The organism is Curtobacterium sp. MCPF17_002, assembly GCF_003234115.2.
Lineage (GTDB): Bacteria > Actinomycetota > Actinomycetes > Actinomycetales > Microbacteriaceae > Curtobacterium.
Window position 1 is genome coordinate 2,531,906 of record NZ_CP126251.1, and the last position, 26,282, is coordinate 2,558,187.

20 protein-coding genes are annotated in these 26,282 nt (G+C 71.3%); 12 read left to right on the top strand and 8 right to left on the bottom strand.

The window, feature by feature from the left end:
- Positions 1 to 27: 27 nt before the first annotated feature.
- Together DEJ28_RS11770 and DEJ28_RS11775 are read right to left on the bottom strand one after the other, a co-directional pair.
- Complete coding sequence (locus tag DEJ28_RS11770) at positions 28 to 765, bottom strand: polyprenol monophosphomannose synthase (protein ID WP_111114880.1); 738 nt, start codon at positions 763 to 765, stop codon at positions 28 to 30.
- The gene (locus DEJ28_RS11775) at positions 762 to 3,278 is read right to left on the bottom strand and encodes a glycosyltransferase (RefSeq protein WP_349774952.1); all 2,517 of its coding nucleotides are present in this window, start codon (positions 3,276 to 3,278) and stop codon (positions 762 to 764) included. Before DEJ28_RS11775 ends, DEJ28_RS11770 begins: the two co-directional genes overlap by 4 nt.
- A 194-nt stretch (positions 3,279 to 3,472) precedes the next feature.
- Between DEJ28_RS11775 and DEJ28_RS11780 the strand changes: the two genes are divergently transcribed.
- Positions 3,473 to 4,792 carry a glycosyltransferase family protein gene (locus tag DEJ28_RS11780; protein WP_111114878.1) on the top strand — a complete coding sequence of 440 codons (1,320 nt, stop codon included), beginning with the start codon at positions 3,473 to 3,475 and terminating at the stop codon, positions 4,790 to 4,792.
- A gap of 108 nt (positions 4,793 to 4,900) precedes the next feature.
- On the opposite strand, the gene DEJ28_RS11785 is transcribed toward DEJ28_RS11780, so the two are convergent.
- Positions 4,901 to 7,342 (bottom strand): hypothetical protein, encoded by a 2,442-nt coding sequence (locus DEJ28_RS11785; RefSeq protein WP_111114877.1) that lies wholly within the window; start codon positions 7,340 to 7,342, stop codon positions 4,901 to 4,903.
- On the bottom strand, positions 7,342 to 7,920 hold the full coding sequence (locus DEJ28_RS11790) for a hypothetical protein (RefSeq protein ID WP_111114876.1): 579 nt from the start codon (positions 7,918 to 7,920) through the stop codon (positions 7,342 to 7,344). The genes DEJ28_RS11785 and DEJ28_RS11790 overlap by 1 nt, the downstream gene beginning before the upstream one ends.
- A gap of 216 nt (positions 7,921 to 8,136) precedes the next feature.
- Between DEJ28_RS11790 and DEJ28_RS11795 the strand changes: the two genes are divergently transcribed.
- The 5 genes from DEJ28_RS11795 to DEJ28_RS11815 all read left to right on the top strand — a co-directional run bounded on the left by DEJ28_RS11795 (position 8,137) and on the right by DEJ28_RS11815 (position 13,446).
- Positions 8,137 to 9,039 (top strand): ABC transporter permease, encoded by a 903-nt coding sequence (locus tag DEJ28_RS11795; protein WP_111114875.1) that lies wholly within the window; start codon positions 8,137 to 8,139, stop codon positions 9,037 to 9,039.
- A 3-nt stretch (positions 9,040 to 9,042) separates the two neighbouring features.
- Positions 9,043 to 10,272, top strand: a complete 1,230-nt coding sequence (locus tag DEJ28_RS11800; protein WP_111114874.1) for an ABC transporter ATP-binding protein — start codon at positions 9,043 to 9,045, stop codon at positions 10,270 to 10,272.
- Positions 10,191 to 11,342: a glycosyltransferase family 2 protein gene (locus tag DEJ28_RS11805; RefSeq protein WP_111114873.1), complete on the top strand. Its 1,152-nt coding sequence runs from the start codon at positions 10,191 to 10,193 to the stop codon at positions 11,340 to 11,342. Before DEJ28_RS11800 ends, DEJ28_RS11805 begins: the two co-directional genes overlap by 82 nt.
- A 74-nt stretch (positions 11,343 to 11,416) precedes the next feature.
- Positions 11,417 to 12,595 carry a glycosyltransferase family 4 protein gene (locus DEJ28_RS11810; RefSeq protein WP_220034599.1) on the top strand — a complete coding sequence of 393 codons (1,179 nt, stop codon included), beginning with the start codon at positions 11,417 to 11,419 and terminating at the stop codon, positions 12,593 to 12,595.
- Complete coding sequence (locus DEJ28_RS11815; protein ID WP_111114871.1) at positions 12,592 to 13,446, top strand: glycosyltransferase family 2 protein; 855 nt, start codon at positions 12,592 to 12,594, stop codon at positions 13,444 to 13,446. Before DEJ28_RS11810 ends, DEJ28_RS11815 begins: the two co-directional genes overlap by 4 nt.
- A gap of 156 nt (positions 13,447 to 13,602) precedes the next feature.
- Here the strand turns inward: DEJ28_RS11815 and DEJ28_RS11820 are convergent, their stop codons facing one another.
- Genes DEJ28_RS11820 through DEJ28_RS11830 form a run of 3 tightly spaced genes read right to left on the bottom strand, consistent with a single transcriptional unit; the run spans position 13,603 to position 16,940 of the window.
- Positions 13,603 to 15,438, bottom strand: coding sequence for a glycosyltransferase family protein (locus tag DEJ28_RS11820; protein ID WP_111114870.1), 1,836 nt, complete (start codon positions 15,436 to 15,438; stop codon positions 13,603 to 13,605).
- A gap of 7 nt (positions 15,439 to 15,445) precedes the next feature.
- Positions 15,446 to 16,309, bottom strand: coding sequence for a glucose-1-phosphate thymidylyltransferase RfbA (gene rfbA, locus DEJ28_RS11825; RefSeq protein ID WP_111114869.1), 864 nt, complete (start codon positions 16,307 to 16,309; stop codon positions 15,446 to 15,448).
- Between the two features lie 22 nt (positions 16,310 to 16,331).
- Positions 16,332 to 16,940: a dTDP-4-dehydrorhamnose 3,5-epimerase family protein gene (locus DEJ28_RS11830; protein WP_111114868.1), complete on the bottom strand. Its 609-nt coding sequence runs from the start codon at positions 16,938 to 16,940 to the stop codon at positions 16,332 to 16,334.
- Between the two features lie 140 nt (positions 16,941 to 17,080).
- Here DEJ28_RS11830 and DEJ28_RS11835 point away from each other — a divergent pair, with 140 nt between their 5' ends.
- From DEJ28_RS11835 to DEJ28_RS11860, 6 genes are all read left to right on the top strand, one after another.
- Positions 17,081 to 18,022 carry a glycosyltransferase family 2 protein gene (locus DEJ28_RS11835; RefSeq protein WP_111114867.1) on the top strand — a complete coding sequence of 314 codons (942 nt, stop codon included), beginning with the start codon at positions 17,081 to 17,083 and terminating at the stop codon, positions 18,020 to 18,022.
- On the top strand, positions 18,012 to 20,897 hold the full coding sequence (locus tag DEJ28_RS11840; RefSeq protein WP_111114866.1) for a putative glycosyltransferase family protein: 2,886 nt from the start codon (positions 18,012 to 18,014) through the stop codon (positions 20,895 to 20,897). The genes DEJ28_RS11835 and DEJ28_RS11840 overlap by 11 nt, the downstream gene beginning before the upstream one ends.
- 100 nt (positions 20,898 to 20,997) lie before the next feature.
- Positions 20,998 to 21,984, top strand: a complete 987-nt coding sequence (rfbB, locus tag DEJ28_RS11845) for a dTDP-glucose 4,6-dehydratase (protein ID WP_111114865.1) — start codon at positions 20,998 to 21,000, stop codon at positions 21,982 to 21,984.
- Positions 21,985 to 22,025: 41 nt separating this feature from the next.
- A complete protein-coding gene (gene rfbD / locus DEJ28_RS11850; RefSeq protein ID WP_111114864.1) occupies positions 22,026 to 22,877 on the top strand; it encodes a dTDP-4-dehydrorhamnose reductase in 852 nt (283 codons plus the stop codon).
- Positions 22,874 to 23,821: an NAD-dependent epimerase/dehydratase family protein gene (locus tag DEJ28_RS11855; protein WP_181433645.1), complete on the top strand. Its 948-nt coding sequence runs from the start codon at positions 22,874 to 22,876 to the stop codon at positions 23,819 to 23,821. Before rfbD ends, DEJ28_RS11855 begins: the two co-directional genes overlap by 4 nt.
- Positions 23,822 to 23,830: 9 nt before the next feature.
- The gene (locus DEJ28_RS11860; protein ID WP_111114862.1) at positions 23,831 to 24,988 is read left to right on the top strand and encodes an acyltransferase family protein; all 1,158 of its coding nucleotides are present in this window, start codon (positions 23,831 to 23,833) and stop codon (positions 24,986 to 24,988) included.
- Positions 24,989 to 25,094: 106 nt separating this feature from the next.
- Here the strand turns inward: DEJ28_RS11860 and DEJ28_RS11865 are convergent, their stop codons facing one another.
- A complete protein-coding gene (locus DEJ28_RS11865; protein WP_111114861.1) occupies positions 25,095 to 26,273 on the bottom strand; it encodes a glycosyltransferase in 1,179 nt (392 codons plus the stop codon).
- Positions 26,274 to 26,282 lie beyond the last annotated feature (9 nt).

The window sequence follows — 26,282 nt, forward strand, 5'->3', positions numbered from 1 at the left end:
AAGTGGCGACGACGAAGTGGCGACGCGTCAGCGGCGACGGAACCGGCGCTGGAAGCCCCACTGGGTGACGCGGAGCATGGCCTCGACGACGATGGACCGGCTCATCTTGGAGACGCCGTGCACGCGGTCCCGGAAGCGGATCGGCACCTCGACGATCCGGCCGCCCAGGTCGTCGACGCGCAGGGTCATGTCGACCTGGAAGCAGTAGCCCTTCGAGTCCACCGAGTCGAGGTCCATCCGGGCGACCGTGTCGGCACGGTAGACCCGGAACCCGGCGGTGATGTCGCGCACGTCGATCCCGAGCACGATCCGGGCGTACGTGTTCGCGCCGCGGCTCAGCGCCTGGCGACGGAGCGGCCAGTCGACGACCGACCCGCCAGGGACCCACCGGGAGCCGATGGCCAGCGCCACGCGCTCGTCAGCCCGGACGGCGTCGATGAGTGCCGGTAGCCGGTCGGCGGGGTGCGACCCGTCGGCGTCCATCTCGACCAGCAGCGGGTAGCCCCGCTCGAGGCCCCAGCGGAAGCCTGCGACGTACGCCGTGCCGAGGCCGAGCTTCCCGGTCCGCTCGAGCAGGTGCACGCGGGGGTCTGCCGCCGCGAGCTCGCGGACGATCGCGGCGGTGCCGTCCGGGCTGCCGTCGTCGACGACGAGCAGGTGCGCGGCCGGGACGGCGTCGAGGACGGCGGCCGTGACGGCGCGGACGTTCTCGGCCTCGTCGTACGTCGGGACGATGACGAGCGCGGTGGGGTCCCCCTGGGTCACCGGTTCGTCAGGCGACGCTTGATCTTGCCCGCCACGCTGCGCGGTCCCTCGGTGCGGAAGTAGTGCACCGCGCGACCGAGGTCGTGCCGGACGCCGTAGAGCTTCTTGCGGTCCGGCACCCGGACGCGCATCTGGTGGGCCTCGATCTGGGCCGCCGTCTCGCGGACCGACTTGTCGGCGGCGCGGACGGGGTTCCGGCAGAACTCGACGAGCGGAGCGAGGACGTTCTCCCAGGTGAACTGCTCGCGGACGCGGTCGACGTTGCCGATGAACTCGGCGCGGGCCTTCTTGTCGAAGAGGGCCGTCTCGAGTGCGGCGGCGAGGCCGTCGATGTCCTGCTCGTGCACGGCCACGCCGAGCTTCTGCTCCGCGACGAGGTCACCGAAGGAGTCGCCGGCGGTCGTCACGATCGGCAGACGGGCCCACAGGTAGTCGAGGATGCGCGTGCGGAACGAGAACGTGGTCTCGAGGTGCTCGTAGTGCGTCGACACACCGGCGTCGGCCTCGAGGAGGTACGCCCCGCGCTCCTCGTACGGGATCCACGAGTCGTTGAAGAACACGTTCTTGCCGGTGAGGCCGAGCTCGTCGGCCTCGGCACGGACCTTGGCGACGATGTCCATCTCGGGCACGTCGGGGTTCGGGTGCTGCACGCCCATGAAGAAGAGCTTCACGTTCGGACGGCGCTCGGCGAGCTGGCCGATCGAGCGGACGAGGGTGATCGGGTCGAACCAGTCGTAGATGCCACCGCCCCAGACGACGAGCTTGTCGTTCTTGCCGATGCCCGGCACGACGCCCTTCACCCGCTGCTGGTCGTGTACCGGGGGCGTCGACGACAGGCCGAACGGCACCACGCCGATGAGCGAGCGCAGGTCGGCGTCGCGCGAGTAGGTGCGGGCGTTCACGCGGCCGGAACCGGCGAGCTGCCCGAGCCAGAACATGCGCTGCCGCTCGGAGGCGCAGATGAAGTAGTCGCCGAGCTCGAGCTGGTGGTTCAGCGTGTCCGAGGCGTCGAGGATCTGACGGTTCCACTGGTCGACGTCGTCGCTGCGGCCCTGCTCGAGCTGCTCGAGGTGCAGCGGGTCGTACACGTCGACCACGAGGATCTTGCGCGTCGACTCGAGCACCGGGAACAGGCGCAGCGCGTGCCCCTGCACGATGATGACGTCGGCCCAGGCCTCGTGCTCGACCATCTGCCGCGGGTGACGGTGCGGCACCGTGACGACCTCGTACGAGGGGTCGATCGGCGAGGAACGGGTGAGGCTGATCACGCGGACGTCGTGCTCGTTCGCGAGCTGCTTCGCCATCTGGGTCGCACGGATCGCGGGACCGGCCATCTTCTCGCCGATGGAGTCGCCCGTGATGATGAGGATCCGGCGACGCGTGCCGACCTGGAGCACGCCCAGGGAGTGCACGATCTTGTCGTACCCGGCGAGGTAGTTCTCGATCGGGTAGGCGGGCTCGTCGCGGTTGCCGAACAGGCGGAGGAGCTCGCGGTCGCTGCGGACGCGGGTCGCCTGGATCTCCCGGCGGGACTCGGTCATCGAGGGCAGCTGCTCGACGAACTGGTCGACACCGTAGATGCCCGCCATGCTCGTCTTCGGGACCGGGATCGTCGGTACGCTGTCGTCGCCCGGGTTGCGCAGGTCGAGCTCGGTCGAGTCGAGCTCACCGCGGCCGACCGCGCGGCGGACCGCGAGGGCGAGGGACCCGGGCAGGGCGGCGGCGAGCTGCTCGTCGCCGAGGTTCTTGTAGAGCGTGAAGAGCGCGTTCCGCTCGAGCAGGTACGTCTCGCGGAAGTCGCCGAACTTGTTCATCGACGCGTGGTGCTTGTGGAACGCGACCGACTTCGGCTGGTACCGGAAGCGCCAGCCAAGCAGGTTGAGGCGCCAGCCGAGGTCGACGTCCTCGTAGAACATGAAGTAGCGGTCGTCGAACCCGCCGAGCTGCTCGAAGAGCTCCGCGCGGATGAACATCGCCGCACCGGTGCCGAACAGCACGTCGGTCTCGGACTCCCAGCGGCCGGTGTCGGGCGAGCCGGCGAACGGCTTGTAGCCCATCCCGTACCAGGTCATCGCTGCCTCGGTGAAGTCGACGTTGACGCCTTCCCAGTCGAGGACCTTCGACGCCACGGCGCCGATGTCCGCGCCGGAGGCGAACGTCGCCATCGCCTCGCGCACCCAGCCGGTGTCGGGGCGGGCGTCGTTGTTGAGGAACGCGACGATCTCGCCGGAGGAGTGCTCGACGCCGAGGTTGCAGCCGCCGGTGAAGCCGAGGTTCGCGCCGGAGTCGACGAACGTGAAGTCGAGGTCGGAGGCCTTCAGACGCCCGACGTGCTCCGCGCCGGAGCCGTTGTCGACGACGATGACCTCGAGCCGGTCCTGCGGCCAGTCCTGCTTGCGGAGCTCGGCGATGCTCGTCAGCGTGTCGTCCGTGCCCTTGTAGTTCACGAGGACGACGGAGACGACTCCTGGCTTGCGCTCTGTCACGGCGTGTTCCTCCAGCAGCTGCCGCAGGTGCGGCGTGGATCATCGGTGGTACGGCCGTCCGGAGTGCCCGTCAGCCGACATCACCCTACAAGGCGGAGCACGGCGCTCCCCTGTGATCGGTGCCGGTTCGGGCACAATGGCACACGGCCCCCACCCGGCCACCCCGTCCGCCGTCGACCGAACGACCGTCACGGCACCTCCTCCCCAGACCCGGAGCCCCCGTGACCCAGCCCTCGATCCCGCTCTCCCCCGCATCGTCGCCGCTCGCCGACGAGTACGCCGCGATCGCCCGTGGCGACCACGCCGCCGGTGCCCGGGGGACGATCCGCTTCGCCGTGTCGACCGACGACCCGACCGAGGGGAAGGGCGACCTGTTCGTCGCGCTCGGGCTCGCCCGCGCGCTGCGCGCCGAGGGGTGGGGCGTGGACATGTGGCCGATCCGACGGTGGGCGGAGGACGTCCCCGCCGACACCACCGTGCTCGTCAGCATGATCGAGTCGTTCGTCCCCGGCCTCGTACCGGTGGGCACGGCCACCGTGGCGTGGGTGCGGAACTGGACGGCACAGTGGGCGTCGCTGCCGTACCTCGGCGAGTACGACGCCGTCTGGGCATCGTCGTCGATCGCCGCCGAGGAACTCGCCCGCGCGGTCGGGCACCCGGTGGAGGTCGTCCCGATCGGGGTCGACCTCGACCTGTTCACGGAAGAGCAGGGCGACACCGCCACGCCACGCACCGACCGCACCGTCACGACCGTGAACTTCTGGGGCGCCCGCCGTGGTGTCCAGGACGTCCTGCAGCAGGTCGCTCCCGTCGAGCCGATCATCTGGTTCGCCGCGAACGTCGAGCACGTGGACCCCGCCCCGGGCGTCGAGCTCCGTCCGGCCGTGCCCTACTTCGCCCTGCCCGAGGTCTACCGCGCGGCCGCGTTCGTCGTCGACGACGTCATCGCACCGGCCGCCGAGTTCGGCACCCTCAACTCGCGGCTGTACGAGTCGCTCGCGTGCGGTGCGCTGCCGGTCACGACCTGCGCACTCGGCCTGGACGAGCTCGGGCTCGCCGAGGTCCCGGTCTTCACCGACGCTCCCTCGCTGGAGCGTGCGCTCGCGATGCCGGCCGCCGAACGCGACGCCCTCGCCGCGCGGCTCCGGTCGGTCGTCGTCGAACGGCACTCCTACGCCGCCCGCGCCGCCCAGGTCGTCCCCTCGCTCGACGCCGCGGTCGCCCGCGCCGCCACCCGCACCGGACCCCGGGACCCGATGCTGCGCTGGGCTGCCCTGCAGCGGGAGGTGCTCCGCGAGGTGGAGCGCGAGCGCGACCTCCACCGATCCGGCGTCGAGGACATCAACCGCCGGCTCATCGTCTCCGAGGAAGCGGTCGCGGTCCTCGACCGCGCTCGACGCACCGCTGAGCAGGGGCAGCACGACGCCCGGATCGAGCGGGACGCGCTCGCGGTCCGGTACGACGCGCTCACGCACTCGGCCGAGTTCCGGGTCCTCGACAAGCTCGGCGGCGTCGCCCGCGCGCTCCGTCGCCGGGGCTGACGGCAGGCCGACGACGCACGCCGGCCGGGGTGGTGGAACCCACCCCGGAACGGACGGGAGGCGCGGTGCCAGCTGGCACCGCGCCTCCCGTCGTTCGCGGGTGACGTCCTACTTGACCGTCAGCGACCGGCAGAGCTCCGTGTTCTGCCCCGCGCCCTGGTTGATGGCGAAGACGCACACGTTGGTCGCTCCCGAGGGCCGACCGGTGAAGGTCGCGTCGAACTGGTGGTTCGCGCCGAAGCCGGCGTAGGCCGTCGCGAGCGACGCCTTCGCCTGGTCAGCCGCGATCGACTTGCCGCTCGCACCGTCGAAGTAGACGTGGACGCGGACGGACGCCTTCGTGTCCGGGTCGATCGCCCAGCCGCGGACCCGGACCGTGTCCGCGCTCGGCGAGGAGACCTCGTCGAGCAGGAGGGTCGGGTTGCCGCTTGCCGCCGCCACCTTCGTGCAGGAGCTCGTGTCCGAGCCGCCGCCGGTGTTCTTCGCTACCACGCAGACCGTGTGCGAGCCCGGGCCGATGCCGGTGAGCTTCTGCTGGTACCCGTGGGCGGCCCCGTAGCCGGGGTGCGCGGTGTCGAAGCCCTTCGCGGCCTGGTTCGCCGTCGCGGTCGCGACCTGCTTGCCGTCCACGGTGTACTGCAGGGCGACCGCCGACACGGTGTCCGGGTCGAAGGCCGTCCCGCTCACCGTCATCGCACCGAGCCCGGCCGCCGACGCCTGGCCGACGGTCACCTTCGGCGAACCGGTCGGCGTCGAGAACGGCTTGCAGATGCTCGCGTTGACGTTCTTCGGCCCGGCGTTGATCGCGATGATGCACAGGTTGTGCTTGCCCGCGGAGATGCCCGACTTCTCGAGCCGGAAGCCGTGCATGTCACCGAAGCCGGGCTTCGCGCTGTTCAGGCCCGACTTGAGCTGGTCTGCCGCGATGTTGGCGACACCCTTGCCGTCGAGGTAGAAGTGCACGCGGATCGTCCCGGTCGTGTCCGGATCGATGGCCCACCCGCGGGCGAGGAAGCTCCCCGGCGCCTTGGACGCGACCTCGTCGACCGCGAGCCAGGGGTAGCCGGTCGGCTGCGTGACCGACTTCGTGGCGATCTGCGTCCAGCTGCCGCTCGACAGGTCCTTCGCGTAGACGCGCACGGTCTGGGTACCGCCCGGGAAGCCCTTCAGCGACCCCGAGTACCCGTGGTTGTCGCCGTAGCCCGGCTTCGCCGCGTTGAGACCGGCCTTCTTCTGGTTGGCAGAGAGGGTGCCGAGCGTCTTGTTCCCGGCGCGGACCTGTACCTGCGTCGCCGACGTCGTGTCGCGGTCGATGGCCCACCCACGGATCGTCAGCGTGCCGGCCACGGCCGAGGCCGCGTCGATGACACCGGCCGGGGTACCACCCGAGATGCTGACGTCCCGGCACTCGAGCAAGGTGTTCGAACCGGGGCCGGTGTTGATGCCGAAGACGCAGACGTTGTGCTTGCCGGCGCTGAGGCCGGAGAGCGTCGTCGAGAACCCGTGCGCGGTGTTGTTCGAACCGAGGCGCGCGGCCAGGTCCGTCCGGTTCGCGTTCGCCATGACCGACGCCTTGCCGACGCCGTCGACGTAGAACTGCGCCTTGATGGCGACGGTGGTGTCCGGGTCGGCCGTCCACCCACCGACCGTCACCTGACGGAAGCCCGGGGTGAGCGAGTCGAGGCTGCCGATCGGGGACGACCCGCCGGTGGGCGATCCGAACCAGTCGGTGTACATGCGCCAGAAGTTGCGGTTGCCGTAGGCCGAGCAGCTGTCGCCCGTGCCGTAGAGGTTCGACATCGCGGCGGCGTTCGGCGTGTACGGCGTGTAGATGTACAGCGCCGCGGTCGCCTGGTTCTGGATGTAGACCGTCTTGCGGCCGCAGGCGGCGTTCGGGTTGTAGAGGATCGCGTTGTTGCGGCCGGCCTGGTACGCCCACGCGGTGGGCGATGCCTGGTACCGCTTGAACTGGAGCGCGGCCGCGTAGACCTGCTGGCCGAACCCGAAGTACTTCGGGTCGCACGGTGCGGTGTCCGGGCAGGCGAACCCGGTCGCGTGCAGGTACATGTACGTCGTCGGGCTCGACGTCGACACGATGGCCTGCTCCTTCTGCAGCAGGACGAGCAGCACCTTCTGGCTGATACCGCACGCGGCACCGACCTGGGCGATCATCGTGGCGGCGGACTTGCTGCCGCCGGCGATCGCCGAGCACCGGCCGGAGACCGCCGCGATGCTGCTCATGTTCTGGACGAAGTTCTTCAGGCACGCGGGGCCGCCGGACGCCTGCTTGCAGTTCGCGCCGGCGCTGTTGAGGAACGCCTGCACGCTGGAGCCGCTCATCGCGGAGCCGTTGTAGAAGTTCGCGTCGCTGATGATGTTGCCCGGGTCGAACCCGGCGGCGGTCGCTGCGGACGCCGACTCGGTCGTGGTCGCCTCGGAGACGATCGTGCCGAAGGTCAGGCCGCTCACCGCGATCGCCAGCGCGGCGACCATGCCGAGCGTGGAACGCAGGGGACGGCGCCGGCCGCTGCTGGTCTGGATGGAACGCATCACGGCACCTCCGCCGTCATCGGGTCGGAGGTGGTCGACTTCGACCCCACCGAGTACTCGAGGGTGATCGACCAGGTGCCGGTCGACACCTGGTTCGCGGGGAACGACACCTGGGCGCAGTTCACCGAGGACGAGCTGGCCTCGGCCGCGCTCGTCAGGGTCCGGGTGACACCGCTCTTCTTCGCGGTGAACGTGCAGGTGCCGGACGTGTCGGTCGTGCCGGACACGAGGCCGCCGGCCTGGAGCGTCTTGCTGCCGGTGTCCCAACCGGCGAAGGTGACCAGCGCCGTCGCCGGGAACTCCGAGGGGTCGGTGTCGGGCTGGTTCGTCTGGCCGCTGCCCGGGAACGCTGTGGGCACGTCGCCGGCATCGTCGTCACCGGTACCCGCCGACGGGTCGTCGGTGCCCTGGGTGGGGGCCTCCGATGCCGTGTCGGTGGCAGTCGCGGTGGGGGTCGAGCTGGCGGAGCGCGTGGGTGAGGGGGTGGGTTCGTCGCCGCCGGCGGAACAACCCGCCATGAGGAGACTGAGAGCACCGACCACCGCGAGCGCAGCGATCGGGCGTGGGGCGAGCTGCATGCTGACGGGCCGTCCTGTGGATGTTGACAAGGGTCCGGGTTGCAACAACGGTAACCCCAAAGTGAAGGTTGAGGGTTGAATCCGCGGACTTTCACCCCCGCTCGGGGTGCACGACGCATGTCGTGCAGCGGTCGACGGACTCCGGCTCCGCCCAGGCGTGCCCGGATGCCCGATGAGTATGCTGTTCCGGTCCTGCCCCCACGAACGAAGAGACGAATGGTCGATCAAGCCCGCATGGCGGCGCTCGCGAAGGAGCCCCTCGTCGTGATCGGCGCTCCGACGAGCGCCATCCGAGGAACCTGGCGAGAACTCCGCGACGTCTTTCAGCAGCGCGAGATGCTCGGGATGCTCATCCGTCGCGACCTCAAGGCGCGGTACAAGGACTCGGCGCTCGGGTTCGTGTGGACGCTCGTGCGCCCGCTGACCCAGCTGCTCATCTACTACTTCGTGATGGGTCAGGTCCTCGGGGCGGCGAAGGGCATCGACAACTTCGCGATCTACGTCTTCACGGGCCTCAGCGCGTACACCCTCTTCAGCGAGATCGTGGCCGGGTCGACCAGCTCGATCGTCGGCAACTCGGGCCTCATCAAGAAGGTCTACGTCCCGCGAGAGGTCTTCCCGCTCGCGAGCGTCGGCGCCGCGCTGGTGAACTACGTCATCCAGTTCGCCATCCTCATCGCCGCGACGATCGCCATCGGAGTGTTCCCGTGGCACGAGGGGCTGGTCTACCTCATCCCCTCACTGCTGGTGATCCTGGTCTACGGCGCCGCGATCGGCCTCGTGCTCTCCGCGCTCAACGTCTACCTGCGCGACGTGCAGTTCGTCATCGACGTCGGCCTCATGGTGCTGCTCTGGGCGTCGCCGATCGTGTACTCGTACTCGATGGTGATCGACCGCCTCAAGGTGGACTGGCTGCTCGCGCTCTACACGAACAACCCGCTCACCCTGTCGGTCCTCGGCATGCAGAACGCGATCTGGATCCACGACCCCGCAGCGGTGACCTACCCGAGCCACCTCATGCTCCGCCTCGGCATCGCGTTCGTCATCGGGCTGTTCTGCCTGCTGGGCGCGCAGCGGGTGTTCTCCCGTCTGCAGGGCAACTTCGCGCAGGAGCTGTAGACCATGGCCATCAGCACCCCCGTCGCCCCGTCGACGTCCGGCACCACCGCCGAGCGCCCCGACGTCATCGTCATCGACCACGTGCGCAAGCGGTTCGTCGTCCGCAAGGACAACACCATCCGCGAGCGCATCGTCACGCTGGGCCGCGCCGGCCGGAAGCACCGTCAGGACTTCTGGGCGCTCGACGACGTCACCGTCACGATCCAGGCCGGCACCACCGTCGGTCTCATCGGCCAGAACGGCTCCGGCAAGTCGACGCTGCTCAAGGCCATCGGCGGGATCATCCAGCCGACCTCCGGCACGGTCGCCCGCCGCGGTCGCCTGGCAGCCCTGCTCGAGCTCGGCGCCGGCTTCCACCCCGACCTGTCCGGGCGCGAGAACGTCTTCCTCAACGCCGCCCTGCTCGGCCTGAGCCGCAAGGAGACCGAGGAGCGCTTCGACGACATCCTCGCGTTCTCCGGCATCGGCGACTTCATCGACACCCAGGTGAAGTTCTACTCATCCGGCATGTACGTGCGGCTCGCGTTCGCGGTCGCCGTGCACACCGACCCCGACGTCCTGCTGGTCGACGAGGTCCTGGCGGTCGGCGACGAGGCGTTCCAGCGCAAGTGCCTCGACCGCATCCGCTCCTTCCAAGAGCAGGGGAAGACGATCATCATCGTCACGCACTCCCTCAGCCAGGTGCAGGAGATGTGCGACCGTGTGGTCCTGCTCAACAAGGGCAAGGTCCTGCACGACGGCGACGCGGTCCAGGCCGTCAGCAAGTTCCGCGACGTGCTCGAGGAACGCCGCTCCGGCGAACTCAGCGCCGACGTGGCGGTCGGGCGCGGCACCGTGCTCGGTGCGAGCGTGCACCCGGACGGCAAGCAGCACCGCGACCAGGTCGTCCCCGGTGACGACCTCATCGTCGACATGGAGTTCGAGCACCTCGACGGCGTCGCCGACTGGGAGGCCGCGGTGCAGATCAACAACACCGCCGGCCAGGTCGTCTACGGCACCACGACCGGCATCATGGGGATCCACCTCGAGCCCCTGCACGGCCGTCGGAAGCTCCGCCTCCGGATCGCCGACACGAACTTCGGCACCGGCAAGTACTTCATCAACGTGTCGATGATGGACTCCGCGGGACGGCACCTCCACGACCTGCCCGAGTGCGACTCGTTCGAGGTCCCCTCGTTCGGCGACGCCGTCGGCAGCGTCTACGCGAAGCCCTCCATCGAGGAGCTCGACTGACCCCGACGGGCGACGCCACCCGCACCGCGGTCGTCGTCGTCAACTGGAACCGCGCCGACCTCACCACCCGTGCGGTGCGCGCCGTCCTCGACGACGGCGCGGCCGACCAGGTGATCGTGGTCGACAACGGCTCCACCGACGACTCCGTGACGGTGCTCCGGCGTGACCTGCCGGAGGCCACGGTGCTCGCGCGGGACACCAACGGCGGGTTCGCGGTCGGGGCGAACGCCGGCATCCGGCACACGGACGCCGAGATCGTCGTCCTGCTCAACAACGACGCCGAGCCCGCTCCCGGGTTCGTCGCGGCCCTCCGCGACCACCTCGTCGCCGCCCCTGCGGCCGTCGCAGCGGTGACGGGCCGCATCGTGCTCGCCGGACGCTGGTCGCGCCTCCAGGCCGGAACCCCGGCAGCCGACGGTCGTGCACGGCGCGACGACGACAGCCGGACACCCGACGGACGCGCGCTGCGCGACCACGACGGCCACCTCTGGGTGCCGTCGCCGGACGGCGAGGTCCGGCTCAACTCGACGGGCGTCCGCATCGACCGTGACGGCAACGGCATGGACCGCGACTGGTTCGCCCCGGCCGACCGCGTCGCCGACACCGCCGTCTTCGGCTTCTCCGGCGGCGCGTCCGCGCTCCGCCGCGCCGCACTCGACGACGTCGGACTGCTCGATGAGTCCTTCTTCATGTACTACGAGGACACCGAACTCGCCTGGCGGCTCCGTCGCCGCGGCTGGCGCGTCGAGTACGCGGCCGACGCGGTGGTCGTGCACGACCACTCGGCGTCCTCCGGCGTCCGGAGTGACCTCTTCGTCTTCCGCAACGCGCGGAACCGGCTGGTCGTCGCCCTCTGGCACGCGCCGTGGCCGACGGTGCTCCGGGCCGCCGCACGCACCCTGGCACGCGGCCTGCGCGGACTGGCCGACGGTCCCACCCGCCGGGAGGCGCGGCTCGTCCTGGCAGCGCTGGCCGACGCGGTCGGACACCTCCCCGCGCACCTCGCGCACCGCGCCCGACAGTCGCGGGTCGCGTCGGTCCCACGCCGTGCCGTGGACCCGAGCGCATGAGCGGGTCGGGCTATCCTGGTCACTCCCCCGTCGACGGTCCCGGCCGCGGCGTCCCCGCACGGAAGGAACCACGCGTGCCGCAGCTCACCGTCCTCATCGACGGGACCGCGGTACCGGAGAACCTCGGCGGTGTCGGGCGCTACGTCGAAGGGGTCGTGTCGCACCTGACGGAACCGTCGCTCGACGTGCACCTCGTGGTCCGGCCGGTCCACGCCGCGCACTTCCGTGCGATCGCCCCGCACGTGCGCGTGCACACGGCGCCGGCGTGGACGGAGTCCGTCCCACTGCGCTTCCTCTGGGAGCAGAGCGGGCTGCCCGCGCTCGGCCGACGACTCGGGGCCGCGGTGCTGCACTCACCGCACTACACGTTCCCGTTCGCCTGGCACCGGGGTTCCGTCGTGACGCTCCACGACGCCACGTTCTTCTCCAACCCGGAGTGGCACTCGCGGCTCAAGCGCACGTTCTTCACGTGGTGGAGCCGCCGGTCGCTCCGCACCCGCCCCGTCGTGATCGTCCCGAGTGCCGCCACCGGGTCCGAGGCCGCACGGGTCGTCAGCGGCATCCGCGCCGACGTCCGCGTCGCGCCGCTCGGGGTCGACCGCACCCGGTTCCACGAGCCGAGCACCGCCGAGGTCGAGGACGCCCGGATCGCCGCCGGCCTGCCCGACGACGCCGCGTGGATCGCGTTCCTCGGCACGATCGAGCCGCGCAAGAACGTCACCGCGCTGCTCGACGCCTACGCCGCCGTCCGGGGCGCCCGCGACGCCACCGGCTCCCCCACGCCGTGGCTCGTGCTCTCCGGCGCCCGCGGCTGGGACGACGAGGCGATCGAGCGGCTCGACGCCCTGCAGGACGCGGACCACGTCGTCGAGGCCGGCTACCTGCCGCTCGAGGACCTCTCCGGTTTCCTCGGCGGCGCGGAGTTCGTCGTCTACCCCTCGCTCGGCGAGGGCTTCGGCCTGCCGGTCGTCGAGGCGATGGCGACCGGCGCGTGCGTCCTCACCACCCGGCGCCTGTCGCTGCCCGAGGTCGGCGGGGACGCGGCCGTCTACGCGGAGCCCGACGCGTCGGCGCTGGCCGCGGCGATCGCGCAGCTGCTCGACGAGCCCTCGACCGTGTCCTCGCACCGTGCCGCCGCGCTCCGGCGCGCCGAGGACTTCACGTGGGACGCCACCGCGGCCGTGCACGTCGCCGCGTACCAGGACGCCGCAGGTGGGACTCCTGCCGGCCGTGGCGCCGGGGGTGCCCGATGACCCGCGTCGCGGTGCTGACCGTCACCTACAACACCGGTGAGACGATCCGGCCGTTCCTCGCGAGCATCGAGGCCGCATCGTCCTCACCGGTCGCCGTCGTCATCGCCGACAACGGGTCCGCCGACATAGACGCACTCCGGGCGATCGGCGAGTCCTACGGGGCCGTCGTGGTGTCCTCCGGCGGCAACCGCGGGTACGGCGGCGGGATCGACGCCGCACTCGCCGCGCTCGACGACGTCCTGCCCGACGTCCGTCCGGAGTTCCTGCTCGTCACGAACCCCGACGTCGTCCTCGAGCCGGGCTCGATCGACGAGCTCGTCGCCGCCGCCGACCGCCTGCCCGACGGCGGGTCGTTCGGTCCGCGGATCCTCGACGACCAGGGCGAGACCTACCCGTCGGCCCGGCGGCTCCCCTCGCTCCGCACCGGCCTCGGCCACGCGGCGTTCTCCCGCTTCTGGCCGGCGAACCCCTGGAGCCAGCGGTACTGGTCGACCACGCAGGTCGTCGAGCGTGAGGCCGGCTGGCTCTCCGGTGCGTGCTTCCTCATCCGCACCGACCTGTTCCGGCAGCTCGGGGGCTTCGACGAGTCGTACTTCATGTACTTCGAGGACGTCGACCTCGGGCAGCGCGTCGGGCTCGCCGGGCACGCGAACCTCTACGTGCCGACCGCCGTGGTCACGCACACCGGGGCCCACTCGACGTCGTCGAACCGGCGCCGGATGGAGATCGAGCACCACCGGAGCGCCTACCGGTTCCTGTCGCGGAAGTACCGGGCGTGGTGGCTGTGGCCGCTCCGGCTCGTGCTGCGCTTCGGCCTGGCCGTCCGTGCCCGCTGGGTGACGCGCAAGTAGCTCGGGCGGGTGGTGCGGGCGCCGAGTGCGGGCGCGGTCCGTCGTCGGCGCGCGTGCCGCCGCACAACCGAAGTCATCGCGAACCGTGCGATCGCGCGGTTCGGCGGAACTGTGGTTGTGCGCAGCTCCCGCGGGTCCGGCTCGGAGTCGCGCCGGTCAGGAGCGCAGGCGGCTGCGCTCGGCGCGTGCGGCGTCGAGCAGGACCCGGGCGCGGGCGTCGAACGAGTGCTCGGCGGCGATCCGGGTCGCGATCGCCGTGCGCTCCGCCGGCGACGGCCACGGGCGCGCTGGATCGAGCAGGGTGGCGAGCTCGTGCCGCGACGCGGCGACCGCCACCGTGGGGACGTCGAGCACGTCGGCGAGCCCGGCGACCACGTCCGTGACGACGACGCCCCCGGACGCCAGCACGTCGAACACCCGGTTCGACACGAAGCCGCCCGCCGCCATGTCCGGCCAGTGGTCGTTCAGCACCACCCGGGCCGACGCGTAGGCCCGGGCGACCTCGTCGCGCGACAGCGACGGCGACCCGAGCGACGACGACGGCACGAGCGACTCCCAGCCCGGACCGTGCACCCGGAGGTCGGCCCCGAGTGCGACGGCGTCGGCCACCACCGGGCGAGACGCTCCGCGGGTGGACCCGACGAAGACCACGTGCCCGGCGTCCTCGGTCGTCGCGGAGGCCGCCGCCGGCCGGAACACCGTCGGGTCCGTCGCCTGCAACAGGGTGCGCACCGGCACGCCGGAGCGCTCCGCGGCATCGGCGGCCCACACCGGACCGGCCGCGAACGCCCGGTCGAACGACCGGAGCTCGGTGTCGGTGACGTCGTCCGGGTGGCTGATCACCCAGAGCAGGTTCACCGAGGCCGGGTTCGGCGGCACCCGGTCGAGGCCGCGGATCACGAGGGTGACGTCGTCGGTGCCGTCGTCGTCGCGCACGTGGGCGTCCCGCCGGTCGATCCGGACGTGTTGGCCGAGCCGCTCCAGCGCCCCGGCGAGCTCGGCGGCGAAGTGCACGTCGCCCCAGCCGTCGCCCTCGGGTCCGGCGGGTGCGGCGATCTTGATCGACCACGCCAGCTGGCCACCGGGGTCCGACGACCGCTTCGTCGGCGACACCGGCCGTGCACCCCACGGCGGCAGTGGTGGACCGGCGACCACGTCGGACCCGAGCCGGCCGGCGGTCATCCGGGCCCGGTCACGCCACCGCACGACGACGTCGACCGTCGCCTGGTCCACGGTGCGGCCGGGCTCGACGACCCGGACGACGTCGCCCACGTCACGGGTGCGGACCGCCGTCTCGATCGCCTCGGCGGCAGACGCGGTCCAGGCGGTCAGGGTCGTGCGTTCGTCCGGGAGGCACGGGGCCGGCACGACCGCCCACTGCGGCATCGTGACCACCGGCTGATCCGCACCGAACACGAGGTCGTCCGGCGTGGCGGCCCGGTCGTCGGACCACGGCAGGGCTCCCGGGCGCAGGAGGCGTGCCCCGTTCCGCCATGCGCCGTCGGCGGTGCGGACACGGGCCGTCGTCGGTCGTCCGACGTCGCGGGCGAACGCGACGAGCGCGCCGGCACCGAGCTCGACCGAGGTGTCGACGACGACGAGCGTCCGCCCGACCCCGGGCGCGACGCCCGCGTTGATCGCCGAACCGAGACCGTCGACCGGGTCCGACCGGACCCAGGGCAGGCGCGGGTCGAAGGCGTCCCGGGGTGCGGCGTCCGCGACGTAGCTGACGACACGCACGTCGGCGTCGACGCCGAAGGCCAGCTGGGCGGTGTCCACGAGTCGGGGAACCTCGGCGTGCCGGTCCGACCGTGTGGTGACGACCACGGTGACCGCGCGGTCGAGGTGCGGCAGGGGGCCGTCGAACCCGGCCACGCGCACGGCCGGCGGCGGCGTCACCGACGCGGGGCGCGCCTCCAGGCCGGACACCGGACCGGCGGACGCGCCGTCGCGACGGCGACGTCCACCGAGCCAGCGCGGGACCGACGCCACGGGCGGATCAGGCGGCGAGCAGTCGCTGCAGGTACACGCCGTAGCCGCCCTTGACGAGCGGTGCGGCGAGGTCGGCGAGCTGTGCGTCGTCGATCCAGCCGTTGCGCCAGGCGATCTCCTCGATGCAGCCGATCTTGAAGCCCTGACGGTCCTCGATGACCTTCACGTACTCCGACGCCTGCATCATCGACTCGAACGTGCCGGTGTCGAGCCAGGCGGTCCCGCGGTCGAGGACCTGGACGCCGAGTTCCCCCGCCTCGAGGTAGCGCTCGTTGACGGTCGAGATCTCGAGCTCGCCACGGGCGCTCGGCTCGATCGTCTTCGCGATCTCGATGACCTTGTTGTCGTAGAAGTACAGGCCGGGAACGGCGTAGTTCGACTTCGGCTCGGTCGGCTTCTCCTCGATGGAGACCGCGGAGAAGGCGTCGTCGAACTCGACGACGCCGTACGCCTTCGGGTCGGCCACGTGGTACGCGAAGATCGTCGCGCCGTCGACCTCGGTGTTCTTCCGGAGGTTCGTGCCGAGCCCCGTGCCGTGGAAGATGTTGTCGCCGAGGACCAGGGCGACGCTGTCGTCGCCGATGAACTCCTCACCGATGACGAACGCCTGCGCCAGGCCGTCCGGGCTCGGCTGCACGGCGTACTGGATCTCCATGCCGAGGGCCGAGCCGTCGCCGAGCAGCGCCCGGAACTGGTCGTTGTACTCCGGCGTCGTGATGACGAGGACCTCGCGGATGCCCGCCATCATGAGGGTCGACAGGGGGTAGTAGACCATCGGCTTGTCGTAGATCGGCATGAGCTGCTTGCTGATGCCCTTGGTGATCGGCCAGAGGCGCGTGCCGGAACCGCCGGCGAGGATGATGCCCTTCATCGGGATCGTCTTCCTTCGTTCGTTACTTGTTCGTGCGGAGGGACTCGGTGTAGGCGACGCACTCCTCGTACGTCGGCAGCAGCCCCTGTGCGGCGGCTTCCTCGAGCGTCGGCGCGGTGGTGTCCTTCTCGGAGAGGACGGGCTCGCCGAGTCCGTCCGGCAGGGTGAGCCCCACGGTCGGGTCGAGGATGGTGATCCCCTTCTCGCGCTCCGGGTCGTAGTGGGCGCTCACGAGGTAGTTCACGGTCGACTGGTCCTCGAGCGCGACGATCGCGTGGCCGAGACCCTCGGACAGGTAGACGGCCTTGCGGTCGACGTCGTCGATCCGGACCGAGTCCCACTGCCCGAACGTCGGCGAGCCGACGCGGATGTCGATGATGTAGTCGATGAACGCGCCACGGACGGCGGTCACGTACTTGGCCTGGCTCGGCGCGACGAGGGCGTAGTGGATGCCCCGGGCGACACCGGCCGCGGAGATCGACATGTTCACCTGACGGAGGTCAAGCGGGTGACCGACGGTCTGCTCGAGGACGTCGGCCCGGTACGCCTCGAGGAATGCTCCTCGTGCGTCGCCGTGCTGGACGGGCGTGAACTCCCACGCGCCGGGGATCTTCAGTTCGCGGATCTGCACCGGAGCAGCCTAGCAAGCCGTGTGGTACACCACACATCGGGAGCGACACGGGGACCCTCGGCGGTACCGGACACCCCGGTCGCGTAGGCTGTGCTGGTTTCGAGCACGTGCCGACTCCCTGAAACGAGACACCGCGACCCGTGAAGCTATTCGTCCAGATCCCCTGCCTCAACGAGGAGAACACCCTCGCCAGCGTCATCGACTCGATCCCGCGCCAGATCGACGGCATCGACGAGATCGAGATCCTGGTGATCAACGACGGCAGCACCGACCGCACGGTCGAGGTCGCCAAGGAGCACGGCGTCAAGCACTTCGTGCACCACACCACGAACATGGGGCTCGCGCGTTCGTTCCGGGACGGCGTCGACTACGCGCTGCTGCACGGCGCCGACATCGTCGTGAACACCGACGGTGACAACCAGTACCCGCAGTCGCAGATCACCGAGCTCGTCCAGCCGATCCTCCGCAAGGAAGCGGAGATCGTCATCGGCGACCGGCAGACCCGGACGATCGAGCACTTCTCCGGCTTCAAGAAGCTCATGCAGCGCTTCGGCTCCTGGGTCGCGTCCCGTGCCGCCGGGCTCGACCTGCCCGACGCCGCGAGCGGGTTCCGCGCCTACTCGAAGTACTCGCTCATCCGGCTCAACATCGTCACGCGCTTCAGCTACTGCATGGAGACCATCGTGCAGGCCGGCTACAAGCGGCTCGCGATCGCGTCGATCCCGATCACGACCAACCCGAAGACCCGCGAGTCCCGGCTGTTCAAGAACATCTGGCAGCACATGTTCCAGTCCGGCTCGGCGATCGCCCGGGTGTACCTCATGTACCGGCCGATGGCGCTGTTCCTCTGGGTCGCGGCCGTCCTCGGTGTCCTGGGCCTCTGGCCGCTCGTCCGCTACCTCGTGCTCCTCGCGATGCAGACCGGCGGCAACCACCTGCAGTCGATCATCCTCGGGGTGGTCCTCCTCATCACGGCGGTGCTCGCGATCGTGATCGGCGTCGTCGCGGACCTGACCCGGTTGAACCGCACCCTCGCCGAGGAGCAGCTCGACCTGCAGAAGCTGCAGCGGTATGGCGACTGAGCGCGACGCGTCCGTGCTCGACCGGCGGACGCGCTTCGCGCTCTGGCTGCGGCGCCCCGGCAGCTGGGTGGAGATCGCGGCCTGGGCCGGTCTCGCCGCCTTCGTGGTCTGGACGCTCGGCCCGGCACTGATCGGCCACGGCACCTTCCTCAACACCGGGCTCCTCAGCCGGTACACGCCGTGGGGCGAGTCGCTCCGCTCGATGACGAACTCGACGAACATCCTCAACAGCGACACGATCGACACCGTCGCCCCGCAGACCTCGCTCCTCACCCGGCTGGCACACGAGGGCGTCTTCGCCGCCTGGAACCCCTACGTCGCCGGTGGCGCCGAGCTCGGCGGCATCCCCGACTCCGGCGCCTGGTCGCCGCTCTCGCTGCCCTGGTGGATCCTCCCCCTCGCCTACGCCCCCGGCATGGTGAAGCTGCTCGAGATCGTCGTCGTCACCGTCGGCATGTCGCTCCTGCTGCGCCGCTGGGGTGTCCCCCGCGCCGGCTGGGCGATCGCGGCCCTCGTCTACTCGTCGTCCGGCTTCATGGTCGCCTGGTCGAACTGGCCTCAGACCCGCGTCGCGGCGTTCATCCCGCTGCTCTTCTGGGCGATCGACCGCGCCGCGGTGGAACTCCGTGCGCGGGACGTCATCGCGGTGGCCGTGCCCCTCGCGTCGATGCTGCTCGGCGGGTTCCCGGCGATCGTCGGGTACGCGCTCTTCATCGGCGGCCTGTACTTCCTCGTCCGCACGATCGTCGCGCACCGCCGGTGGTTGCCGGTCGTGGGCAGCGGCGTCATCGCGGTCGGCGGCATCGTGTTCGGGTTGCTGCTGTCGGCGTGGCAGCTCGTCCCCTTCGCGATCAACGCCACGAGCCTGGTCGACTTCAGCGGCCGCGGGCAGAGCGGCCCGAACGGCCTCGGGGTCCCGCCGCTCGTCAGCGCGTGGGTGCCGGACATCTCGTTCGTGCAGAGCACCGGGCCGGCATGGGGCATCCGCAACCCGGTCGAGGAGTACTCGTACCTCGGGGTCGCGGCGGTCGTGCTCATCGCGGCGGCGGTCCTCATCCGGCCGGCGGTGCGGAACAGGACGGCCCGCACGCACGGCGTCGTCGCCATCGTCGCGTCGATGCTCGCCCTCGCCGTCGTCATCGTCTACCTGGGCGGCCCCGTCCTCTCCGCCGTCCGCGAGCTCCCGGTCTTCGACACCAACCCGATCGGGCGCGCCCGCGTCGTCGTGATGTTCCTCGCGGCCGCGATGGCCGGTGTCGGCTTCGGGCGCCTCGTGCAGCCCGAGAACCTCCGCGACGAACTCGCGCGCTTCCGGTCGGCCGGTCCCCTCCGCCGCACCGGACGGGTCCTCGCGATCGCCGTGGTGCTGTTCGTCGCCGTCGGCGTCGGGGTGCAGACCCTGCTGGCGATCGCCCCGATCTCCGAGCAGTACGTGCACCGCACGAAGGTCGAGATCCTCACGGTGGGCGTGCTCGGCATCGCCACCGTGGTGCTCGTCGTGCTCGTCTGGGTGCTGCGCTCGCGCGTGCTCACCACGATCGCCTCGGTCGGCGTGGTCGCGCTCGTCGCCGCACCCGCCGTCGTGGTCACGCTCCCCTGGTGGCCGATCGCGTCGACCTCGACGTTCTACCCGACCACCCCGGCGATCGACTACCTGAAGGAGCACGTCTCCGACCAGGACCGCTACGCCACCACCGGCAGCGCCATGCTCCCGGGGTCCTCGTCCTACTGGCAGATCCGTGAGACCACGGGCCACGCGTTCCAGACGAGCGAGTGGAAGACCCTCATGCGGGCCGTCGACCCGGACACGTACCCGACGGCGACCTACCTCACCTTCGAGCCGAACCTCATGCCGTCGCTCGCCACGTCGGGGATCCTCGACCGGCTCAGCACGAAGTACCTCGTGGCCGACCCGTCCGCCCCGCTCGCCGGCACCGCCGAACCGGGCGCTGCGCAGACGAAGTGGTCGGACCTGACGGCCGCGAACCCGTCGGTCGACTCGGCCAGCCACACCGGCCCGGTCAACGGCATCACGTTCACCGGACCGCCGGCACCGACGACGTCCGCGAAGGGCATGACCCTGCGCGTCGAGATCGTCGCGGACGGCTCCGGCAAGACGCTCGCGTCCACGTCGAGCTGGGTCCCCGGCCTGGGCGGACCGCGGAACGTCGCGCTCGAGGGGTCGACCATCCCCGCATCGACGTCGTGGCACATCCGCATCAGCGTCACCGGGCAGGACAAGCTCGTGCCGATCGGCACGGACGACGCCGGCGACGCCGTGATGAGCATCACCCGACCGGTCAGCGGCGACGGGGTCTCCGTCGTGCACACCGGCGACGCGACGATCTACGAGCGCGGCGACGCCCTGCCCCGCGTGCGCTGGGCGTCCGACCAGGTCGTCGAGCGGACCCAGACCGCACGGGTCCGGACCCTCGCCGAGCAGTCGCTGCCGGACTCCACCGTCGTGCTCAGCGCTCCGTCGACGCACACGGCCGACCCGGACGGCACCGCGACGATCAGGCTGCAGGGCGACGACGTCAACCGGACCGTCGCGAAGGTGGACGCCACCGCCGGTGGTTGGGTGGTCGTCGCCGACTCGCTCCAGCGTTCCGGGTGGACGGCGACCGTCGACGGCGAGCCGACCCGTCTCGTCGCGGCCGACGACGCCGGCGCCGCCGTGTGGGTCCCCGCGGGCGAGCACACCGTGGCGCTGCAGTACGCCGTGCCCGGCGCCCGGGCCGGGTACCTGCTGAGCGGCGCCGCCGTCGTCGTCGCGGTGCTCACCTGCATCGTCGTCACCGTGCTCGTCCGGCGCCGCCGGAAGCGCCGGGGCCGAGGGGCCGCGAGCCCCGCACCGGCGGAACCGCAGGCATGACACCCACGGCCGCGGGCCCCGCACCGGCGCCGCCGCAGGCGTGACACCCTAGTATCGTCAATCGATCCAACGTCCCGACTCCGAAAAGGAACCAGACCTCGTGAAGATCCTCGTCACCGGCGGAGCCGGCTTCATCGGCTCGAACTTCGTCCGACGCACCCTGCAGGACGCGTACCCCGGGCTCGAGGGCGCCGAGGTCGTCGTGTACGACGCACTCACCTACTCGGGCAACCTCGAGAACCTCGCACCCGTCTCGGACTCGCCGCGCTACACCTTCGTGCAGGGCGACATCCGCGACGCCGAGAAGCTCGACGAGGTCATCCCCGGCATCGACGCGATCGTGCACTTCGCCGCCGAGTCCCACGTCGACCGGTCGGTCCGCGACTCCGGCATCTTCGTCGAGACGAACGTGGTCGGCACCCAGCGTCTGCTCGACGCGGCGCTCCGGCACGGCACCGAGCGGTTCGTGCACGTCTCGACCGACGAGGTCTACGGGTCGATCAGCGAGGGCTCGTGGGACGAGGAGCGCCCGCTCGAGCCGAACTCGCCGTACTCGGCGTCGAAGGCCGGCAGCGACCTGCTCGCCCGCAGCTACCACCGCACCCACGGGCTGAACCTCTCGATCACGCGCTGCTCGAACAACTACGGGCCGTACCACTTCCCCGAGAAGGTCATCCCGCTCTTCGTCACGAACCTGATCGACGACGTGCACGTCCCGCTGTACGGCGAGGGCAACAACATCCGCGACTGGCTGCACGTCGACGACCACACCCGCGGCATCGCGCTCGTGCTCACCAAGGGCCGCGCGGGCGAGATCTACAACATCGGCGGCGGCACCGAGCTGACGAACAAGGAGCTCACGCAGCTCCTCCTCGACGCGACCGGCAAGGACTGGTCGTACGTCGACCGCGTCGCCGACCGCCTCGGACACGACCTCCGCTACTCGGTGGACATCTCGAAGATCCAGGCCGAGCTGGGCTACGAGCCGCAGGTGCCGTTCGAGCAGGGCCTCGCCGACGTCGTGCAGTGGTACCGCGACAACCGCTCCTGGTGGGAGCCGCTCAAGGAGCGCGCCGCCCTCTCCTGAGCGAGCACCCGGACGACCACCACCGACACGGAAGCGACACCATGACCCGGTACCTCATCACCGGCGCTGCCGGCATGCTCGGCCACGACCTCCAGCACGCCCTCGCCGGCCGTGACGTCACCGCACGTTCCCGTGCCGAGCTCGACATCACCGACCCGGCAGCCGTGGACGCCGCGGTCGCCGGGCACGACGTCGTCATCAACTCGGCCGCCTACACGAAGGTGGACGACGCGGAGACCCACGAGGACGACGCCCAGTCGGTCAACGCCACGGGCCCGGCGCTGCTCGCCGAGGCCGCGGTCCGGCACGGCGCCAAGCTCGTGACGATCTCGACGGACTACGTGTTCGACGGCAACGGGACGGCGCCGTACGCCGAGGACGCCCCGACCGACCCGCTCAACGCCTACGGGCGGACCAAGGCGGCGGGCGAGGCCCTGGTGCGCGAGATCGCCCCGGACTCGTCGTACGTCGTCCGCACCGCGTGGATCTACGGCGCGCACGGGCCGAACTTCGCGGCGACGATGCTCCGGCTCGCGGCGACGCACGACACCGTCAGCGTCGTGACGGACCAGGTGGGGCAGCCCACGTGGACCGGGGACCTCGCGGCGCGGATCGTCGAGATGCTCGACGCCGACGCCCCGGCCGGCACCTACCACGGCACGAACAGCGGGCAGGGCTCCTGGTACGACTTCACCCGCGCGATCTTCTCCGAGAACGGGCTCGACCCGGAGCGGGTGCTCCCCACCGACAGCGCGGCCTTCGTCCGTCCGGCGCCGCGCCCGGCGTACAGCGTGCTCGGCCACGACGGTTGGTCCCGCGCGGGCCTGGCACCGATGCGGGACTGGCGCGAGGCGCTGCACGCGGCGACCGCTGCCGGGGTCTTCAGCGCGTGACGGACCCGTCCACGCTGGTGGTCGGCGCCGGGGGGTTCCTCGGCGGTGCCGTCCACCGCTCGCTCACGGCGCGGGGTACCGACCCCGTGGCCGCGCGCGTGCCGTGGGACGACCAGGACGCCGCCGTGTCGGCGCTCGTCCACGCCGTCCGCGGGCTCCGTTCCGGTCCGGCTCCCTGGCGGCTCCTCTGGTGCGCGGGCACCGGGGTCGTCGCGACCGGGGCCGAGGTCTTCGACGAGGAGCAGCGGCTGATCGCCCGGGTCCTCGACGCGACCCGTGACGACCGGTCCGGTCCGGGCACGGTGTTCTTCGCGTCCTCCGCCGGAGCGGTGTACGCCGGCAGCGACGCGCCACCCTTCGACGAGGGCACCGAGCCCGCTCCGCTCGCGCCGTACGGTCACGCGAAGCTGGCGGCGGAGGCGCAGTTCCGCGGATGGGCGGACGCCACCGGCGCACGGCTCGTGGTCGGTCGGATCTCGAACCTGTACGGTCCCGGCGCGAACCTCCGGAAGCCGCAGGGGCTCGTGTCGCAGCTCACCCTCGCGCACCTCGAGGGTCGTCCGTCGTCGATCTACGTCCCGATGTCCACCACCCGCGACTACCTCTACATCGACGACGCGGTGGACATGGTCCTGCAGACCCTCGACCTCGTCGAGCAGGGCCCGTCGCCCGCGGCGGTGACGAAGATCCTCTCCTCGGGGCAGCCCGCGACCATCGCCGACGTCATCGACGCCGTCGAGCAGGCCATCGGCACGCGTCTCGACATCCGCGAGGGCGCGGACCCCTCGGCCACCTTCCAGGGACTCGACCTCCGGATGCGGTCCGCGGTGCTGCCGCAGGTCGGCGACCGCACCTTCGTCCCGTTCCGGCAGGGCGTCGCGACGACCGTCGACGCCATCCGCGCACACCGCGCACCCATCGAGACCGACAGCTCCGAGCAGTAGGATCACGGCATGCGTGATCGACCCGCGGGCCGCATCGGGTCGTTGGACGGACTCCGCGGCGTCGCCGCCGCCGTCGTCCTGGTCCACCACGGACTGCTCGTCGTGCCGACCCTCTCCGACGGCAACAACGGCCAACCGATCCCGGCGAACCGCGCCTGGCTCGTCGACACACCCCTGCACCTCTTCTGGGCCGGTGGCGAGGCCGTGTTCGTCTTCTTCGTGCTGAGCGGGTTCGTGCTGACGCTCCCGGCGCTCCGGCGCGCGCAGGACTGGTTCGCGTACTACCCGAGCAGGATGCTCCGGCTCTACATCCCGGTGATCGCCTCGGTCGCGCTGGCGCTCGCCCTGTTCCTGCTCGTCCCGCGCACCTCCGAGCCCGGCGCCTCCGGTTGGCTGCTCCGGCACGTCGAGCCCCTCACCGCCGGCGGTCTGCTCGGCGACGTGACCCTGATCTCCCCGACGCGGCTGAACAGTCCGCTGTGGTCCCTGACGTGGGAGGTCGCGTTCTCGCTCCTGCTCCCGCTCTTCGTCCTCATCGCGAAGGCGACCCGACGTGTCTGGTGGCTCACCGCGATCGCCGCGCTCGTGCTCTCGGCGCTCGGCCGGCAGACCCACGACGACTGGCTCATGTACCTGCCGATGTTCCTGCTCGGCTCGGCGCTGGCCGCCGGGTGGGAGCGGATCCCGGAGATCCGTCGTGGTCCGGGATGGGTCCTCGCCGGGCTGGCCGTGCTCGGCATCACGTTCGAGTGGTGGATCCCCCGCTCCCTGGTCGGCATCCACGTCCCGATGGTGGTCGTCGCCTCGGCGGGGCTCATCGTCCTGCTGTGCGGCAAGTGGCTGCCGGCCGAACGGGTGATGCTCGGACCGATCCCGCGGGCCCTGGGCCGACTCTCGTTCAGCCTCTACCTCGTGCACGAACCGATCACGGTGTCGGTCGCGTACCTGCTGCCGACGTCCGTGCCGTGGCTCACGCCGATCATCGCGATCCCGATCGCCGTCGTCGTCGCGGGGCTCTTCGCCCGGCTCGTGGAACTGCCCGCGCACCGGCTCGCGAAACGGGTGGCCCGTTCCATCACCGTGCGCCGGGGACGGGTCGGCGGAACGCCGCCGCAGGGCGGCGTCGAGCACGCGCGTCTGCCCGACGACGACCGTCGGGCTGCCTGACCGCCCACTCCGCGCGTCGGGGTGCGTCGGTGGGCGGTCACCACTCGGGCACGAGCCGCGGCCGGATCCGATGCGACCGGCCACGTCGCGGCCCGGTCCGACACGGTCAGCGCCGCGCCGCCGCCAGCAGTTCGCGGTACCGGTCGCCGACGGCGTCGACGGTGTGCGCGGCCGCCGTCTGCGCGGCGGCACGGCCGAGCCGCTCGGCCAGCGCCGGGTCGGCGAGCAGCCGGTCGACCGCTGCGGCCAGCGCACCGGCGTCCCCGGGTGCGACGAGCAGGCCGTTCACGCCGTCCTCGATGACGTCGACGATGCCGGGCACCGCCGACGCGACGATCGCGCACCCGGCGGACATCGCCTCGAGGAGCGCCACCGGCAGGCCGTCACGGTCACCGTTGGCGGCCGGGACGGACGGGTACAGCGCGATGGCGGCCTTCGCGTACTCCGACGCGAGGTCCTCTTTCCCGCGAGCGCCGAGGAACGTGACCGCGGCGCCCGCACGGGCCTCGAGCGGCGCGCGGAGCGGCCCGTCACCGACGATCGCGACCTCAGCCGGCTGACGGCTCATCCGGTCGAGCGCGTCGATGAGGACGATCGCGCCCTTCTTCTCGACGAGCCGCCCGACGAACAGCACGCGTCCGGGGACCCGCGTCTCGCGCTCGACGGCACGGGTGATCGGCTCGAGGTCGACGCCCATCGGCACCACGTGCACCTGGTCCTCGCGGGCACCGAGCTTCCCGAGTTCCCGCGCCATGTCCGTGCTCATGCAGGTCACCGACGCGGCGCTGCGGATCACGGATCGCTTCACCGCCTGGAGGAGCGGGTTGCGCAGGGCGTACAGGTCGCCGCCCAGCGTGGTCACGACGCGCGGCAGGTCGCCGAGGACGAGCTGGCCGACGGCCCCCTGCGGGATGATCCAGTGCAGGAGGGCGACGTCCGGCCGGGAGCGGCGACGCTCGCGACGGAGCGCCGCGGCCATCGACACGAAGAAGAACGGCACCTGCAGCCAGCGGGTCTTGTCCGCCTTGAGGTTGTCCACGATGGCGCCGTCGGCGAGGTCGCGCCAGCGCGCCGGGAAGTACCCGTAGCGGCGGACCTCGACGTCGCCGATCCGCTGGTGGGCGCGGGCACCCTTCGTCATCGGCGCGACGACCACGACGCGGTACTCGTCCGACAGGGCGATCGCGAGGTCGAGCACGAACCCGGGTGTGCCGTCACCGGCCTCGGCGGGGAAGGTCGACGCGGCGACGAGCAGGGTCGGACGGAGGTCCTGATCGGGTCGCATCCAGCGCGC